The organism is Mycolicibacterium brisbanense (assembly GCF_001570425.1).
Classification (GTDB): domain Bacteria; phylum Actinomycetota; class Actinomycetes; order Mycobacteriales; family Mycobacteriaceae; genus Mycobacterium; species Mycobacterium brisbanense.
The window spans coordinates 23,079-39,799 of sequence record NZ_BCSX01000050.1 but is presented as its reverse complement, the minus strand read 5'-3'; the positions used below and the strand labels follow the sequence as shown (position 1 = coordinate 39,799).

The window sequence follows — 16,721 nt, the reverse complement described above, 5'->3', positions numbered from 1 at the left end:
ACTGTTGGGTATCAATCTCTACCACGATGCGGGGACTTCGGCGCCAATGAGACACCATGGACAAATGCACGTGCCCTGGCTGGATGTCGCCGGCGGGCCGGCTCCGGGGCCGGATGATGCCGGCGGGCCGGCACCGCAACCGGACGACACCGACCAGCCGCACCGCCTGCCCCGCGTGACCAGCTTCCGCACCCGGCGTTCGACGCTGTCGACCGGACAACAGGCCACCTGGGACCGCCGCTGGCCAGACCTCGGCATGCAGGCCCGCACCGACGACGGCCAACCCGTGGTCGACCTGGACATCGCGGCCTGGTTCGGCCGCAGCGCTCCGCTCGTGCTGGAGATCGGCTCGGGCACCGGAACCTCGACCCTGGCGATGGCACAGGCCGAACCCGATATCGACGTGATCGCCGTCGAGGTCTACCGCAAGGGCTTGGCCCAGCTGCTCAGCGGCATCGACCGGGCAGGCATCGACAACATCCGCCTGATCCGCGGCGACGGTGTCGACGTGCTCGAACACATGATCGGCCATGAATCGCTGACCGGGGTTCGGGTTTTCTTCCCTGACCCGTGGCCCAAGTCGCGGCACCACAAGCGCAGGCTGCTGCAGCCCGCGACAGTCGCCCTGATCGCCGACCGGCTGCGTCCCGGCGGGGTGCTGCACGCCGCCACCGACCATGCCGGCTACGCCGAATTCATGGCCGAGGTCGGCGACGCCGAGCCGCTGCTGCGCAGGGTCTCCGACAGCGACGAGCTGCCCATCTCGGTGCAGCGGCCCGTCACCAAATACGAACAAAAGGCCCTCGCCGGTCCGGATATCACCGAATTGATCTGGGAGAAGCGGCCATGAGTGTGTTCCCCGAGCTCGACGACGGTGTGCAAGAGCACAGTGTGCAAGACGCGTCACAGTCCGACGCCACCATCACCACCCGGCGGGTTTTGCTGGTGTGGGACGCACCCAATCTCGACATGGGCCTCGGCTCCATCCTGGGCGGCCGGCCGACCGCCGCGCACCGGCCCCGCTTCGACGCGCTGGGCCGCTGGCTGCTGGGCTACACCGCTGAGCTCTCCGCGGCCGAACCCGGCATATCGCTGGAGCCCGAAGCAACCGTCTTCACCAACATCGCCCCAGGTAGCGCCGATGTCGTTCGCCCATGGGTGGAGGCTTTGCGTAACGTGGGGTTCGCCGTCTTCGCAAAACCGAAGATTGACGACGACAGCGACGTCGACAGCGACATGCTCGACCACATCGCGCTGCGCCGCCGCGAGGGGCTGGCCGCGGTGCTTGTCGCGTCCGCCGACGGGCAGGCGTTCCGGCAGCCGCTGGAAGACATTGCTCGCGAAGGCACCCCGGTGCAGGTGCTCGGATTTCGCGAACATGCAAGCTGGGCGCTAGCGTCGGATACCTTGGAGTTTGTCGATCTAGAGGACATTCCTGGTGTTTTCCGGGAACCGCTGCCACGGATCGGCCTGGACTCGCTGCCCGAGCAGGGGGCATGGCTGCAGCCGTTCCGGCCGCTGTCATCGCTGCTGAACTCGCGCGTGTAACAACTGCACAAGGCCTGAAGAAATTTCGCCGAGAAATTCGATGCGCGGGTCTCCACGGATCTAGTTAGGAGCATAAGTGTTCGCCTGGTGGGGTCGAACGGTGTACCGGTTCAGGTACATCGTCATCGGTGTCATGGTGGCGCTTTGCCTCGGTGGCGGCATCTACGGGGCCGACCTGGGAAAGCACGTCACGCAAAGCGGCTTCTACGACGAGGGCAGCCAGTCCGTGGCGGCGTCGCTGCTGGGCGACGAGGTGTACGGCCGCGACCGGACCAGCCACGTCGTGGCGATCCTGACTCCGCCGGGTGACAAGAAGGTCACCGACAAGGACTGGCAGAAGAAGGTCATCGGGGAGCTCGACAAGGTGACCAAGGACCACCCGGACCAGATCGTCGGCTGGGTGGGCTGGCTCAAGGCGCCCGACACGACCGATCCGACGGTCAGCCAGATGAAGACGCAGGACCTGCGCCACACCTTCATCAGCGTCCCGCTCAAGGGCGACAACGACGACGCGATCCTCAAGAACTACCAGGCCGTCGCACCCGACCTGCAGAAGGTCAACGGCGGCGACATCAAACTGGCCGGGCTCAACCCGCTGGCCAGCGAGCTGACGGGAACCATCGGCACCGACCAGAAGCGCGCCGAGCTGGCCATCGTCCCGCTCGTGGCCGTGGTGCTGTTCTTCGTGTTCGGCGGCGCCGTCGCGGCGGCCCTGCCCGCGATCATCGGCGGTCTGACCATCGGCGGTGCGCTGGGCATCCTGCGGTTCACCGCAGAGTTCGGCCCGGTCCACTTCTTCGCGCAGCCGGTCGTGACGATGATGGGCTTCGGTATCGCGATCGACTACGGCCTGTTCATCGTGAGCCGGTTCCGAGAAGAACTCGCCGAGGGCTACGACACCGAAGCCGCGGTACGAAGATCGGTGATGACCTCGGGCCGCACGGTGGCCTTCTCCGCGGTCATCATCGTGGCTTCGTCGCTGCCCCTGCTGCTGATCCCGCTCGGCTTCCTCAAGTCGATCACCTACGCGATCATCGCCTCGGTCATGCTCGCGGCGTTCCTCTCGATCACGGTGCTGCCCGCGACGCTGGGCATCCTCGGGGCCAACGTCGACGCGCTCGGCGTCCGCACACTGCTGCGCGTGCCGTTCCTGGCCAACTGGCCGTTCTCCCGCCGGATCATCGACTGGTTCGCCGAGAAGACCCAGAAGACCAAGACCCGCGAAGAAGTCGAACGGGGCTTCTGGGGCCGGCTGGTCAACGTGGTGATGAAGCGGCCGATCGCGTTCGCCGCACCCATCCTGATCCTGATGACGCTGCTGGTCCTGCCCATCGGGCACCTGGCACTCGCCGGTATCAGCGAGAAGTACCTGCCGCCGGACAACCCGGTGCGCCAGTCACAGGAAGAGTTCGACAAGCTCTTCCCCGGTTTCCGCACCGAGCCGCTCACCATCGTGATGAAGCGCGACGACGGCCAGCCGATCACCGACAACCAGATCGCCGACATGCGCGCCAAAGCGCTGACCGTCTCCGGCTTCACCGATCCGGACAACAACCCGGATGCGATGTGGAAGGAGCGCCCGGCCAACGACAGCGGGTCCAAGGATCCGTCGGTCCGCGTGATCCAGAACGGTCTGGTGAATCGGGGCGATGCGGCCACCAAGGTCGGTGATCTGCGAGCCCTGCAGCCGCCGCGCGGCATCACGGTGTACGTGGGTGGCACGCCGGCCCTCGAGCAGGATTCGATCCACAGCTTGTTCTCCAGGCTGCCACTGATGGTGGTCATCCTGGTGAGCACCACGACCGTGCTGATGTTCCTGGCCTTCGGATCGGTGGTGCTGCCGATCAAGGCCGCGTTGATGAGCGCGCTGACCCTCGGTTCGACCATGGGCATCTTGACCTGGATGTTCATCGAAGGGCACGGGTCGGGTCTGCTGAACTACACACCACAGCCGCTGATGGCGCCGATGATCGGCTTGATCATCGCGGTGATCTGGGGCTTGTCGACCGACTACGAAGTGTTCCTGGTGTCCCGCATGGTGGAGGCCCGCGAACGCGGCATGTCGACCGCCGAGGCCATCCGGATCGGTACCGCGACGACGGGCCGCCTGATCACCGGCGCGGCCCTGGTCCTCGCCGTCGTGGCAGGCGCGTTCGCCTTCTCCGACCTGGTGATGATGAAGTACCTGGCGTTCGGTCTGCTGATCGCGCTGCTGTTGGACGCCACCGTGATCCGGATGTTCCTGGTGCCGGCCATCATGAAGCTGCTCGGCGACGATTGCTGGTGGGCGCCGCTGTGGATGAAGCGGCTCCAGCAGCGCATCGGTCTCGGCGAGACCGAGCTGCCCGACGAACGTAAGCGTCCGGCCGTCCGCGAGCCCGCGGACGACGAACGTGCGCTGGTCGGCGCCGGGGCCCCGCCGCCACCGGCGCGGCCCCGTCCGCACGATCCCACTCATCCCGCAGCCGATCCGCGGCAGCTGCCGCCGGCCCGCACCAACGCCCCGTCGGCGGCGGGCACGACACGGATGCCTCCGCCACCGCAGCCGCCGCAGCCACCGCAGCCGCCCCGGCCGCAAGCCGACGAGCCTGCCACGACGCGACTGGCGATGGCCCGCAATGCGGTGCGCAACGCGGTGACCAATGCGGTCAACACGGCGACGGGTCACGGCAACGCCCCGACGGAACGCACCCAGCTGCCTCAGCAGCCGGTGGAGGGCTCTGCGAAGCCCCCTGCCCCGGCCCAGCGGGAGGAACGGGAGATCGAGTCCTGGCTCGGTGCGCTGCGTGGCGGGCCGTCGGCTCAGCCCACTCCCCCGCCGCCGATGCGGCCGTCTGCCGACCCCACCCGGGCGATGCCACAGTCAGGCGGCGACGACGCCGCACCGACGACGGCGTTCAGCGCGCAACGGCCCGCCGACAACGGCGGTTCGGACGCCACCACGGCGATGCCGTCGCTGCGTCAGCGTGATCAGGAACCGGCCACCGAGAAGCTCAACACCCGCGAGGACGAGCCCAAGCGGCGCGGCGGCGGCATGAGCGCGCAGGATCTGCTGCGCCGCGAGGGCCGGCTCTAGTCCTTGTCGGACGGCGCCAGCCGGCGTTGCGGGGTGTCGGGCGTGGCTTCGATCATCACGCCCTCCCCTTCGGCCTCCTGGCGGGCTTCCTCGGCGGCCGGGTCCGGGGAGATCAGCACCCGGATCGCGCTGTTGAGCACGGCGACGGCGGGCACCGCGAGCAGCGCGCCCACGATCCCGGCCAGCACGCCACCGCCCGCGATGGCGAGCACCACGGCCAGGGGATGGATGGACACCGCCCGGCCCATCACCAGCGGCTGCAGCACATGGCCCTCCAGCTGCTGCACCGCGATGATGAGGCCCAGCGTGATCAACGCGTAGATGAAGCCCTTGGCCAACAGCGCCACCACGACGGCCAGGAACCCGGCGATCACCGCGCCGACCAGCGGGATGAACGCGCCCATGAACACCAGGGACGCGAGCGGCAGGGCCAGCGGGATGCCCATGATCGCCAGGCCCGTGCCGATACCGACGGCATCGACCAGGGCCACCAGGAACGTGGCGCGCACGTAGCCGACCAGTGAGTGAAAGCCCGCCCGCCCGGCGTCGCGGACACGCTCACGCACGTTGACGGGGAACACCTTGGTGACGAATCCGAAGATATTGCGTCCGCCCTGCAGCAGGAAAATCAGCGTGAACAGTGCCAGCAGGGCGCCGGTGAGCAGTTCGGTCAGCGTCCCGGCGGTCGACAACGCGCCGGTGGTGAGCTTCTCCTGGTTGTTGCGCAGCGCGTTGATCGCGGTGTTGCCCGCCTGGTCGATCTGCTCCTTGCTCAGATGCGGCGGCCCGTTGATCAGCCAGTGCCGCAGACCGTCGATGCTGCGGGTCATCTGCTCGACCAGCGCGGGGGCGCCCTCGACGAACTGGCTGACGACGAAGGTGAGGATGCCGCCGACCACGGCGATACCGGTCAGCAACACCAGTGCCACCGCGATACCGCGGGGCACGCCACGGGTGTCCATGAAGTCGACGGCGGGCAGCAGCAACGCGGTCACCATGGCGGCCAACGCCACCGGCACCACGAGCACCTCGAGTCGTTTGATCAGCCACAGCACCGCGATGATGGCGGCGAGGATGACCAGCAACCGCCAGCACCAGGCGGCGGCCTTGCGGACAAGGGGTGTCACGGCATCGTCAGCAACCGAATCCGATGGCATGCCCGTAGCGTAGCTGCGCCACGCCCGTACCAGTGGTCATGACGGCGCGACCTGCGCGGTTACCCTTAGGGCGTGTCACACGACGCGCCGGCGCTCACTGCCCGCGGCCGGGCGCGATCCACACGCGGCAAGTACTGGTGGCTGCGATGGCTGGTTCTCGCCGTCGCGGTCACCGTGTTGGCCGTGGAATTGACGTTCGTGTGGGATCAGCTCGCCAAGGCGTGGAAAAGCATCCTGACGGCGAACGCGTGGTGGGTGTTGGCCGCTGTGGTGGCCGCGATGGCGTCGATGCACAGCTTCGCCCAGATTCAGCGCACGCTGCTGCGTTCGGCCGGGGTGCCGGTGCAGCAGTGGCGATCCGAGGCGGCGTTCTACGCAGGTAACGCGCTGTCCACCACGATGCCGGGCGGGCCCGTGCTCTCGGCCACCTTCGTCTACCGTCAGCAACGCATCTGGGGCGCCTCGCCGCTGGTCGCGTCCTGGCAGCTGGTGATGTCGGGTGTGCTGCAGGTGGTGGGCCTGGCGCTGCTGGGCCTCGGTGGCGCGTTCATGCTCGGCGCGAGCAAAAACCCACTGTCCCTTATCTTTTCGCTCGGGGGCTTCGTTGCGATCATCCTGCTGGCCCAGGCTGTGGCGACTCGGCCCGAGCTGATCGAAGGTATCGGCGTCAGGGTGCTCACCTGGGTCAACTCGGTGCGCGGCAAGCCGGCCGACACCGGGATCGGGAAATGGCGCGAGATCCTGTGCCAGCTGGAATCGGTCAGCCTGGGACGACGCGACCTCAGCGTCGCGTTCAGTTGGTCGCTGTTCAACTGGATCGCCGACGTGGCGTGCCTGGCGTTCGCCTGCTACGCGGCCGGTGGGCGCCCCTCCCTGGCGGGTGTGGTGGTGGCCTATGCGGCGGCTCGCGCCGTCGGCTCGATCCCACTGATGCCTGGCGGCCTGCTGGTGGTCGAGGCGGTGCTGGTGCCCGGCCTGGTCTCCAGCGGGATGACGTTGGCCTCGGCGATCTCCGCGATGCTGATCTACCGGTTGGTGAGCTGGATCTTCATCTCCGCGATCGGCTGGGTGGTGTTCTTCTTCATGTTCCGCACGGAGAAGGACATCGATCCGGATGCCGACGCGCCACCGCCCGCGTGCACCGACCCCACATCGGCCGGGCCGGCACCCGCCAACCCGGAATCCGACCGCTAGGAGCGCTCATGCGTTACTCCGCCGTGGCCATCGCACTGGTCGGTGTGCTGGCCGCCGCACTGACCGCATGTTCGTCGGCGCAGGTGCCGCAGGCCACCACGACCACGTCGACCACCCCGCCCGCGGCCGCCACCCCGGTGGTCGGTTCGGTGCTCGCCGATCCCGTGCCCGTGGCCATGACCGACGGGCGCACGCACCTGGCATACGAGCTGATGCTGACCAACACCATGCCCGCCGACGTCACGTTGACCTCGGTCAGCGCACTGGACGGCGACCGCAAACTGCTGACGCTGTCCGGAGACAACTTGAAGTACTGGACCCGGTTGGTCGCGTTCCCGACCACCGGCACCAACGTGCTCGGGCCGGGCCAGAGCGCGTACGTGTGGCTCGACGTCATCGCCGACGACCCAGCGCACCTGCCGGGTCACATCGACCATGCCGTCAGCGTGTCGGTGAGCAAGCCGATGCCGCCGCTGATACCCGCCGAACTCACCGAGACCGTCGCGCCCGCCTCGGTGCAGACCCGTAAACCGGCGTCGATCAACCCCCCGCTGACCGGCGACGACTGGGCCGATGTCAACAGTTGCTGCGATATGACCGCGCATCGGATGGCCCTCAATCCGATCAACGGAAAGCTTTGGGCCGCTGAGAGATTCGCCATCGACTACGTCCAGCTCGATGCGCAACACCGCATCCTCACCGGCGATGTGGCCAAGGTCGAGAGCTACCCGTACTTCGGCGCCGACATCCACGCGGTCGCCGACGGCAAGGTGGTGGCCGTCCTCGACGGGCAGCCCGAACAAGTCCCGGGGGTGACCCCGAAGGGGCTGACGTTGCAGCAGTACGGCGGCAACCACATCGTGCAGGACATCGGCGACGGCAACTACGCGTTCTACGCCCATCTCAAGCCGGGCAGCCTGAAGGTCAAACCGGGCGATGAGCTCAAGACCGGTCAGGTCATCGCCGCGCTGGGCAACTCGGGCAATTCCGATGCGCCGCATCTGCACTTCCATGTGATGGACGGGCCTGATCCGTTGGGATCCAACGGGTTACCATTCGTGTTCAAGTCGTTCCGGCTGGACTCTCGGCTGGTGTCGCAGGATTCGCTCCAACCGCTGCTCGACGGCAAGCCGGCCGCGCTGCAGCCCGGTTTCGCCATCCGCGACCAATCCGAGGTCAGCCCACTGGTATTGGATGTGATGACGTATGCGACGGGCTAGCCTGCTTGCTCTGCTCGCGGATCTTGTTGCCGTAGTTGTCTTCTGCACCATCGGCCGGCGCAGTCACGCCGAGGGCATCACGGTGGCCGGCGTCGCTGAGACCGCGTGGCCTTTCCTGGTGGGCACCCTCGCGGGCTGGCTGGTGTCGCGCGGCTGGCAGCGTCCGACGTCGTTGGCGCCCACCGGTATTGCGGTCTGGATCAGCACCGTCGTGGTCGGCATGCTGCTGCGCAAGCTCACCTCGGCCGGAGTGGCAGGCAGTTTCATCGTGGTCGCGTCAGTGGTGACCGCGGTGCTGCTGCTCGGCTGGCGCGCCGCGCTGGCCGGGTTACGCCGCCGCAGCCGCGTTCAGTCCGGCTGACCGCCGTCGGTCACGCGCTCACGCGACGTGGACACCGTCAGCGTCGCCCGTAGACCGCCCAGCGGACTGTCCGAGAGCCGGATCGACCCGCCGTGCAGCTCGGCCTGCTGCACCACCAGCGCCAGCCCCAGACCGGAACCGCCCGCACCCGCGGTGCTGCCCCGGCGGAACCTGCCGAGCACGGTCTCGTGTTCCTCGGCGGGCAGGCCGCGCCCGTTGTCGTCGACCACGATGGTCAGCACCGGGTGCCGGCGGTGCGCGGCCAGCACGATCCGGGTGGCCTGACCGTGCGTTACGGCGTTGCGCACCAGGTTGTCCACCGCGAGCCGGAGCCCGGCAGGCCAGCCCAGCACCGACCCCACATTGCTGTCGGCACGCACCTCGACCTCGACCGATCCGCCGCGCATGTTCTCCCGCGCGACCCGGTAGAGCATCTCGGTGACGTCGATGAGTTCACGGTCTTCCTGTTGGGCGAGCTGACCGGAGGCGAGCTGACCCAGCGCGGTGATGATGGCCTCCACCCGGCGCTGCGCTCGGGACAGGTCGGCCACCACTTCGTCGCGCTCGTCTTCGGGTAGATCGTGGATGCGCAGGGTGTCCAGATCGGCCCGCATCGCGGTGAGCGGCGTGCGCAGCTCATGGGCGGCGTTGGCGGCGAAGTCCTGGGCGGCCTGCAGGGAATTGGTGGTGGCCTGCTGCGCGGCAGCCAGCCGGGTCAGCATGCCCGCCATCGCCTCGGACAGGTCCTCGGCCTCCCGGACGCCGCGCACCTCCGGCATGGTCGCGGTGTCGCGGCCCAGCTTGCTGGTGTGCTCGGTGAGTTTGCGCAACGGACGCACGGCCGGCTCGGCCAGCAACCAGCCCAGCCCACCGGCGATCAGCACCGTGACGACACCGACCATGATGTAGACCGGGATCCGGTTGGCGCTCAGCAGGATGCTGTCGGCGCGGATACCGATGGACATCAGCAGACCGCCGTCCTGGTCCAGCACGATGGTGCGGACGCGGTATTCGGCGCCGTTGACCTCCACCGTCGCGGTCCCGGGCGGCAGGGCGGGCAGCTGCGGCCCGCGCTGGAACACCAGCTCGCCGGTGGTCTTGGCCCGGCCGGTGGTCAGCACGCCGCGTCGCGGATCCTGGAACTGATCGGGGTTGAAGCTGGCGTCGATGATGGAGTCGAGCCGACGGTCGAGCTGCGCGGCGTCGTTGTTGGCCAGCACGACCGAGGTGAGGATCGTGAACCCGGCGACCACCGCGGACGCCGCCACCGCGGCCGCGATGGCCACCCTGGTACGCAGCGAGGTCGACCGGAACAGGCTGAACAGCCGCACCTAGCGCCGGGCCCTCACGACTCGTCCCGCAGCACGTAACCGATACCGCGCACGGTGTGGATCACCCGGGGCATGTCGTCACGTTCGAGCTTGCGACGCAGATAGGACACGAACACATCGGCGACGTTGGTGTCGACGTCGAAGTCGTAGCCCCACACCAGTTCCAGCAGCCGCTGCCGGGACAACACCACACCGGCGTTCTCGGCCAGCACGGCCAGCAGGTCGAATTCCCGTTTGGTCAGCTCCACCCGCTCGCCGCCGACGAACACCAGCCGCCGCGCTGTGTCGATGGTCAGCGGCCCCACGGTCATGCTGTCCGACTGCCGGTCGGTGTGGCTGGACCGGCGCAGCAGCGCGTTCAACCGCGCCACGAGTTCGCCCAGGTCGAACGGCTTGGTGAGATAGTCGTCCGCGCCTGCCTCCAGGCCGGCGATGCGGTCGTTGACGGTGTCGCGCGCGGACAGCACGCAGATCGGGATGTCGTTGCCCAGCGCACGTAGCGCCGTCACCACCGCGACGCCGTCGAGTTCCGGCATCTGAACGTCGAGCACCAGGGCGTCATGCGATTCGCTGGACAGCAGTCGCAGGGCTTCCTTACCGCTGGCCGCGACCCGGACGTCGAACCCGGAGTGCCGCAGGCCGCGGGCCACCGAGGTACGTACGTCCGGGTCGTCGTCGACCATCAGGACCGTGCGATTCGCACCCTCAGGCACGACGGGTCCTTCGCCGTTCGCGGGGGATGTTCCCACCCGCACCAGGTTACGGGGTCTGAGGCGGCGTGCCGCCGCACCGATTCTTCAGATCGACCAGGGGCTGGCGGATCCCGATCAGGTCGGCCTTGGTCTGCGGGTTCTGCTCGAGGTAGTCGTGCACCTTGGTGCGCACCTGATCCCGGGGCAGGCCCTTGAGGCCGGTGAAGAACGCGTTCACGTCCGGATGGGTGAACAGGTAGGCGGACGTCGAGGCGGACACACCCGAGGCCACTCCGGCGAGGTCAGCCGCAGTGCAGTTGGGCGGGTCGTCGGCCATGGCCGACGGGATCGCGCCGAACAGCATCGCGCCGGCAACCGCGCCGGCGCCGGCCACGCCGGCTACGACGCGCCGCGCGTTCAGGGCCGAGAGCAACATGGTCAAGCTCCTTCATCGGATGGGAGGCCGTAACCCCGGGCGGGTACCGGCACTGCAAGCTAAGCAGAATCCGGTGCGAGTTTCCCGCCTTGTGTCCAATGAAGTGCCTTCTCGGCCTGCCGAACTCCGGTTCGGCGCGCTAGCGGGTGGTGGTGCCCGTCGCGGTGGTCACGCCCGGCAGGGTTCCCGGGTTGAATCCGGGGCCGGCCGCGGGCCCGGGCAACGGTCCGGTGCTCACCGCCGAGGCGGTCGACGACAGCGCCGACGGCACACCTGCGGGCACGCTCTGCTGAGCACCCTGCAGCAGGCCCATCATCTGCGGCAGGCTGACCGGCAACCGGCAGCGGGTACCGAGGCTGACCAGCGGCGACTGCAGCTGCTGCATGTCCTTGGCCACCTGCGGGTTGGCGTCGAAGTAGGCCTTGACCGCGCCGAGGGTCTGCGGGCCCGCCTGCTGCTGGCTGATGGTGGTCAGCGCCTGGTTGGTCTGCGGATGGGCGTCGAGGTAGGAGCCCATGTTGGTGGCGACGCCGCCGACGGTCTTGGCGACCTCGCTGGCCGCGCACGGATCGGTCCCGGCGGTCGCGGTCGGCCCCAGGAACAGGGTGGCGGCCACGCCGCCCGCCGCGGACACCGCAAACGCGCCCGCAAGGCCGCGGCGCAGTCCAGCAGATATCGGCTTCATGGCCAGGCTCCTCACGATCAGCGGCATGCGAAGCCCCCGACGCATGCACAGCCGGGGGCCATCTTGCCATCTATGTCGCGATGTCAGCGAATAGCGTTAGCCGCGCGGGCGGTAATCCAGCCCACATCACGGTGCGGTATCAGTGCCGACCGTCGGGCGGGTGAGCCTACCCCAGTGCGGGGTACGCTCACGTACGCAACGCCGGGGGGAGAAAGAGGGGACCTCGCATCCAGCAGTTCATGATGCGCTTGAGCAGCAATCTGCGCAGATTCCGCTGGGCGGTGTTCGCCACCTGGTTGCTGCTGCTGGTGCCCTCCATCTACCTCGCGATGAACCAGTCGTCCAATCTGACCGGCGGCGGGTTCGAAGTCGAGGGTTCGCAGTCGCTGTACGTGCAGCGTCAGCTCGAAGAACATTTCCCCGATCAGGGCGCCTCCCCGCTGGCACTGGTTGCGGCGCCGCGCGCCGACGCGTCGTTCGATGACATGAACGCGGCGGTGGCGCGGCTGGAGCAGATCGCCAAACAGGTTCCCAGCGTCAAGATCGTGCCCAATCCGCAGCAGCCCGCGCCGCAGCCCGACCGGCCCTATGTGCTGACCCTGCAGCTGGACTTCAACAACACCGGCGCGGTCGACGTCGCCAAGCAGTTGCGCCAGAAGGTCGGCATCCACGGCGACCAACCCGGCGAGAGCAGCAACGGCAAGGTCAAGTTCTACGTGATCGGGCAAGGCGCGCTCGGCGCCGCCGCCACCCAGGCCACCAAGCACGACATCACCGCCGCCGAGAAGTGGAACCTGCCGATCGTGCTGATCGTGCTGCTGGCCGTGTTCGGCTCGCTGGCCGCCGCGGCACTGCCGCTGGTGCTCGGGATCTGCACGGTCGTGGTGACCATGGGCCTGGTCTATCTGCTGTCGATGTTCACGACCATGAGCGTGTTCGTGACGTCGACGGTGTCGATGTTCGGCATCGCGCTGGCCATCGACTACTCGCTGTTCATCCTGATGCGCTTCCGCGAGGAACTGCGGGCGGGCCGCGATCCGACCGAGGCGGTAGACGCCGCGATGGCCACGTCCGGGCTGGCCGTCGTGCTGTCGGGTCTGACCGTGATCGCCTCGATGACGGGCATCTACCTGATCAACACCCCGGTGCTGGTGTCGATGGCCACCGGCGCGATCCTCGCGGTCGCGGTCGCGGTGTTGACGTCGACGACGCTGACGCCCGCGGTGCTAGCCACATTCGGCCACGCGGCCGCCAAACGGTCGTCCTATCTGCACTGGTCGCGCCGGGTCGAGGCGAGCCAGTCCAAGTTCTGGACCCGCTGGACCGGCGCGGTGATGCTGCGTCCGTGGGCGTCGGCGCTGGCGGCCGTCGTGCTGCTGCTGACGCTGGCGGCACCCGCCTTCTCGATGGTGCTCGGCAACAGCATGCAGCGTCAGTTCGAGCCGACGCACGAGATCCGCGGCGGGGTCAACGCTGCCGCCGACGCCCTGGGTCCGGGTGCGCTCGGCCCGATCCGGGTGCTGGTGACGGTGCCCGACGGCAAGGCCGCCGACAAGTCGGCGGTCGACGCCGTGCGCCAGCAGATGGCCCAGGCGCCCAGCGTGATCATGGTGCAACCCCCGGTGTTCTCCGACAGCGGCAACGGCAACAGCGCGCTGCTCTCGGCGGTGCTGTCGGTGGACCCCGAGGACCTGGCAGCCCGCAAGGCCATCGACTGGATGCGCGACCGGCTGCCCGCGGCGGCGGGCCCGAACGTCCGCGTCGACGTCGGTGGTCCGACCGCGCTGATCAAGGACTTCGATGACCGGGTCTCGGCCACCCAGCCCTGGGTGTTCGTGTTCGTCGCGCTCATCGCCTTCGTGATGCTGCTGGTGTCCATCCGGTCGCTGTTCCTGGCCCTCAAGGGCGTGCTGATGACCGTGCTGTCGGTGGCCGCGGCCTACGGCAGCCTCGTGGTGGTCTTTCAGTGGGGCTGGTTCGAAGGGTTGGGCTTCGAGAAGCTCAGCTCGCTCGACAGCACCATCCCGCCGCTGGTGCTCGCGATGACGTTCGGTCTGTCGATGGACTACGAGATCTTCCTGCTGACCCGGATCCGCGAACGGTTCCTGCAGACCAGCAACACGCGCGACGCCGTCGCCTACGGGGTCAGCACCAGCGCGCGGACCATCACCAGCGCGGCGTTGATCATGATCGCGGTCTTCATCGGTTTCGCATTTGCCGGCATGCCGCTCGTGGCCCAGCTCGGGGTGGCCTGCGCGGTGGCCATCGCCGTCGACGCCACGGTGGTCCGGCTGGTGCTGGTGCCCGCGCTCATGGCGATGTTCGACGAGTGGAACTGGTGGCTGCCACGCTGGCTGGACCGCATCCTGCCCGAGGTGGATTTCGAGAAGCCGCTGCCGAAGGTCGAGGTGACCGACCTGGTCATCATCCCCGACAACATCGCCGCGACGGGCCCGACCGGAGCCGATCTGCGCATGATGGTCCGTTCCGCGGCACGCATGAAAAGCCTTGCGCCACAAACCATTACCGTCACCGACCCGTTGGCGTTCAGCGGCTGCCGGCCGTTCGCCACCCGGCTGGCCGAGCAGCGCCCCGGCCGCGCCAAACCGTGTGCGGTGCATCCGGTGACGATGTGGCGGGGCCGGCTGTCGGTCGCCGTCGACGCGTTGGAGACCGAGGCCGATGCCAAACGCGCGCCCGTGGAGCGGCGCGGCCCGATGGAGACCACCAACGTGCAGCTGCCCACCGGCGACCGGCTGCAGATCCCGACGGGCGCCGAAACGCTGCGCCTGAAGTGCTACCTGATCATGTGCCGCAACACCACCAAGGACTACGCCGAGTTTGCTGAGCTGGTCGAGTCGATGGAAACGCAGACAGCGGCTCTGGTGTTGTCGGGCATGGACCGGTATTACTGTGGTCAACAACCCAGAAGTAGGTGGGTGGCGACCCAGCTGGTGCGCCGCTTGGCCGATCCGCAACCGTCCGACGAACACGATGTCAGAATGTCTGGACCAGAGGCTGCAAATGACTGGGAGAAAGTCAGGCAACGCTGCCTGTCAGTGGCTGTAGCGATGCTGGAGGAGGCGAAGTGACGTTGGCCCCGGAGGCACGGGACACTCGCGATCCACACCGCGAGAACGTCCCCCCGCGCGGGCGTTCTCGCTCCCCTCTGCCCCCGCGCAAACCTCCGTTCGATGACCGGCCGGTCGAGTACTGGCCCACCGCCGCGATCCGGGCCGCGCTCGAGACCGACGACATGGCGGTGTGGCAACGGATCGTCGCCGCGGTCAAGCGAGACCCCTACGGCCGCACGGCACGTCAGGTCGAAGAAGTTCTCGAGACAGCACGGCCCTACGGGGTGTCCAAGGCCCTGTCCGAGGTGCTGCTGCGCACCCGCGAACATCTTGAGGCCAGCGAACGCGCCGATGTCGCTCGCGGTATCCAGGGGCTGCTGCGCCGGTCCGGGCTGGCTCCGCAGGAATTCGCCTCCCGCGCCGGGGTTTCCAACGAAGACTTCGCCAACTACCTGGAGGGCACGGTCAGCCCGCCCGCGTCGCTGCTGCTGCGGATGCAGCGGTTGTCCGACCGGTTCGCCAAACTCGCCGCCCAGCGCGCGGGACAGTAACGCCACACTCCCCCCGCGGAACTGCATTCCCGGCTGTCAATCCCGCGCGAGAGCAACCCTCTGTTCAGTCTCGCGGTGGCTCGGTCTTCACCGCGAGTGCAGCGGCACCACGTTGTCGACCACCCAGCGACCGTCGGACTTCGTCAGGGTGACGCGCAGGGCCAGCACGGCGTTGTCGGCGGGCTTGCCCGGCACGCTCTGGGTGCCGCGCAGCACCACCGCGACGCTGGCCGCTGCGGGCCCGAGCGCCTCTACGCCCGCGGAGATGGTGCTGGCGGTCGCCGAGACGTTCTTGCTCGTCAAATCCTTGGCGACGCCCGAGAATTCCTTCTTGAACGCGTCGGCCCGCTCGGGCGTCATCATGGCCGCGGCCCGGTCGATCGACGCGGTCGGGCTCTGAGGCGCGAAGGTGGCGGTGGCCTCCGCGACGCTGCTGGCGATGCGCACCACCTGGCCCCGGTCGCTGTTGAACGTGCTGTCGGGCTGCGTCCAGCGCAGGTAGCCGACGAGCACCGCGGCCACCAGCGCAACGGTCGCCACCCCCACGACGGCCAGCCGTAGCCCCGGGCCGTCGTCGTCGGTGCCGACGGTCACGCCGTCGCGGCGCGCCAGCACCACGTTGACGATCACGCCCTGCACGATCAGCAGGCACAGCACCGAGCACACCGACACCCACCACAGCGGCCAGGCCAGCGCCAGACCGATGAACACCAACGCCAGGATCGCGGCCAGCGGCGCGAGGATGTCGAATGCCAGGACTCTCAACCGGTTCCTCATCGGATCGGCTCCAGCCGCGAGATCATCAACTGCCCGTCGACATCGGAGACGTCCAGGCGCAGCGCCCAGCGCACGGTCTGCGGTTTGTCCGAGCCGGCGTTCTGGCTGACCGAGGTGGCCACCACCAGCACATGATCGATCCGCGACACCAGACCGGTCAGCTCGGGTTGGGGCGGCTGCTGCGGCGCGCCGTTCGGCGCTGGCGGCGGGTGGTAGATCGATTCGATGGACACCGAGTCGATCTGACCGGTCGAGTTCGACTGCAGCCGCTTGACGAGGTCCCGGAAGGGCTGGACGGTGGCGTCGAAGTCGGTGTTGAGCTGGCCCACGGTGCCCTCGTGCAGCTTCTGCACGCCCGATTCGACGGTGTCCTTGTTGAGGTTGATCAGGATGTTGGTCCAGTCGGCCGCGGTTTGCAGCACGCGCGTCTGGTAGGCCCGCTCGGCGGTCTCGCTGCGGTGTCCGGTCCAGATCAGGACGCCCAGCACGACGGCGGCCACCGCGATCACCCCCAGTACCGCCGACGCGACGCCGTAGCCGGTGAAGAGGCCGACGGTGTCGTCCACGCTGTCGTCGGTGCTGTCCTTGGCAGGGGCTTCGGGCATGCGCGTGAGGCTAC

15 protein-coding genes are annotated in these 16,721 nt (G+C 68.3%); 8 read left to right on the top strand and 7 right to left on the bottom strand.

The features are described 5' to 3' along the window. Positions 1-46: 46 nt before the first annotated feature. The 3 genes from trmB to RMCB_RS28465 all read left to right on the top strand — a co-directional run bounded on the left by trmB (position 47) and on the right by RMCB_RS28465 (position 4,624). Positions 47-850, top strand: coding sequence for a tRNA (guanosine(46)-N7)-methyltransferase TrmB (trmB, locus tag RMCB_RS28475; RefSeq protein WP_062831422.1), 804 nt, complete (start codon positions 47-49; stop codon positions 848-850). Then, the gene (locus tag RMCB_RS28470) at positions 847-1,548 is read left to right on the top strand and encodes an NYN domain-containing protein (protein WP_201028361.1); all 702 of its coding nucleotides are present in this window, start codon (positions 847-849) and stop codon (positions 1,546-1,548) included. Before trmB ends, RMCB_RS28470 begins: the two co-directional genes overlap by 4 nt. A gap of 76 nt (positions 1,549-1,624) precedes the next feature. Continuing rightward, on the top strand, positions 1,625-4,624 hold the full coding sequence (locus tag RMCB_RS28465; RefSeq protein ID WP_062831421.1) for a trehalose monomycolate exporter MmpL3: 3,000 nt from the start codon (positions 1,625-1,627) through the stop codon (positions 4,622-4,624). Here RMCB_RS28465 and RMCB_RS28460 read toward each other — a convergent pair. After that, positions 4,621-5,781, bottom strand: coding sequence for an AI-2E family transporter (locus RMCB_RS28460; RefSeq protein ID WP_029373234.1), 1,161 nt, complete (start codon positions 5,779-5,781; stop codon positions 4,621-4,623). The genes RMCB_RS28465 and RMCB_RS28460 overlap by 4 nt on opposite strands. Before the next feature lie 72 nt (positions 5,782-5,853). Between RMCB_RS28460 and RMCB_RS28455 the strand changes: the two genes are divergently transcribed. Genes RMCB_RS28455 through RMCB_RS28445 form a run of 3 tightly spaced genes read left to right on the top strand, consistent with a single transcriptional unit; the run spans position 5,854 to position 8,556 of the window. Then, positions 5,854-6,975, top strand: a complete 1,122-nt coding sequence (locus RMCB_RS28455; RefSeq protein ID WP_029373233.1) for a lysylphosphatidylglycerol synthase transmembrane domain-containing protein — start codon at positions 5,854-5,856, stop codon at positions 6,973-6,975. Positions 6,976-6,983: 8 nt separating this feature from the next. Then, complete coding sequence (locus RMCB_RS28450; protein WP_062831420.1) at positions 6,984-8,195, top strand: M23 family metallopeptidase; 1,212 nt, start codon at positions 6,984-6,986, stop codon at positions 8,193-8,195. After that, positions 8,182-8,556 carry a DUF3054 domain-containing protein gene (locus RMCB_RS28445; RefSeq protein ID WP_062831419.1) on the top strand — a complete coding sequence of 125 codons (375 nt, stop codon included), beginning with the start codon at positions 8,182-8,184 and terminating at the stop codon, positions 8,554-8,556. The genes RMCB_RS28450 and RMCB_RS28445 overlap by 14 nt, the downstream gene beginning before the upstream one ends. Here the strand turns inward: RMCB_RS28445 and RMCB_RS28440 are convergent. The 4 genes from RMCB_RS28440 to RMCB_RS28425 all read right to left on the bottom strand — a co-directional run bounded on the left by RMCB_RS28440 (position 8,544) and on the right by RMCB_RS28425 (position 11,700). Then, positions 8,544-9,887 carry a HAMP domain-containing sensor histidine kinase gene (locus tag RMCB_RS28440; RefSeq protein WP_029373230.1) on the bottom strand — a complete coding sequence of 448 codons (1,344 nt, stop codon included), beginning with the start codon at positions 9,885-9,887 and terminating at the stop codon, positions 8,544-8,546. The two genes, RMCB_RS28445 and RMCB_RS28440, sit on opposite strands and share 13 nt — an antisense overlap. A 14-nt stretch (positions 9,888-9,901) precedes the next feature. Further along, positions 9,902-10,600, bottom strand: coding sequence for a response regulator transcription factor (locus RMCB_RS28435; protein WP_036425864.1), 699 nt, complete (start codon positions 10,598-10,600; stop codon positions 9,902-9,904). A gap of 46 nt (positions 10,601-10,646) precedes the next feature. Continuing rightward, positions 10,647-11,015, bottom strand: coding sequence for a heme-binding protein (locus RMCB_RS28430; protein WP_029373228.1), 369 nt, complete (start codon positions 11,013-11,015; stop codon positions 10,647-10,649). Positions 11,016-11,154: 139 nt separating this feature from the next. Then, complete coding sequence (locus tag RMCB_RS28425; RefSeq protein WP_029373227.1) at positions 11,155-11,700, bottom strand: hemophore; 546 nt, start codon at positions 11,698-11,700, stop codon at positions 11,155-11,157. A 239-nt stretch (positions 11,701-11,939) separates the two neighbouring features. Here RMCB_RS28425 and RMCB_RS28420 point away from each other — a divergent pair, with 239 nt between their 5' ends. Both RMCB_RS28420 and RMCB_RS28415 read left to right on the top strand, forming a co-directional pair. Continuing rightward, complete coding sequence (locus RMCB_RS28420; RefSeq protein ID WP_029373226.1) at positions 11,940-14,792, top strand: MMPL family transporter; 2,853 nt, start codon at positions 11,940-11,942, stop codon at positions 14,790-14,792. Next, complete coding sequence (locus RMCB_RS28415; RefSeq protein ID WP_029373225.1) at positions 14,789-15,325, top strand: hypothetical protein; 537 nt, start codon at positions 14,789-14,791, stop codon at positions 15,323-15,325. The genes RMCB_RS28420 and RMCB_RS28415 overlap by 4 nt, the downstream gene beginning before the upstream one ends. 87 nt (positions 15,326-15,412) lie before the next feature. Here RMCB_RS28415 and RMCB_RS28410 read toward each other — a convergent pair whose 3' ends face one another. Both RMCB_RS28410 and RMCB_RS28405 read right to left on the bottom strand, forming a co-directional pair. After that, a complete protein-coding gene (locus RMCB_RS28410; protein WP_029373224.1) occupies positions 15,413-16,102 on the bottom strand; it encodes a hypothetical protein in 690 nt (229 codons plus the stop codon). Beyond that, a complete protein-coding gene (locus RMCB_RS28405) occupies positions 16,099-16,707 on the bottom strand; it encodes a hypothetical protein (protein WP_029373223.1) in 609 nt (202 codons plus the stop codon). The genes RMCB_RS28410 and RMCB_RS28405 overlap by 4 nt, the downstream gene beginning before the upstream one ends. Positions 16,708-16,721: the final 14 nt, after the last annotated feature.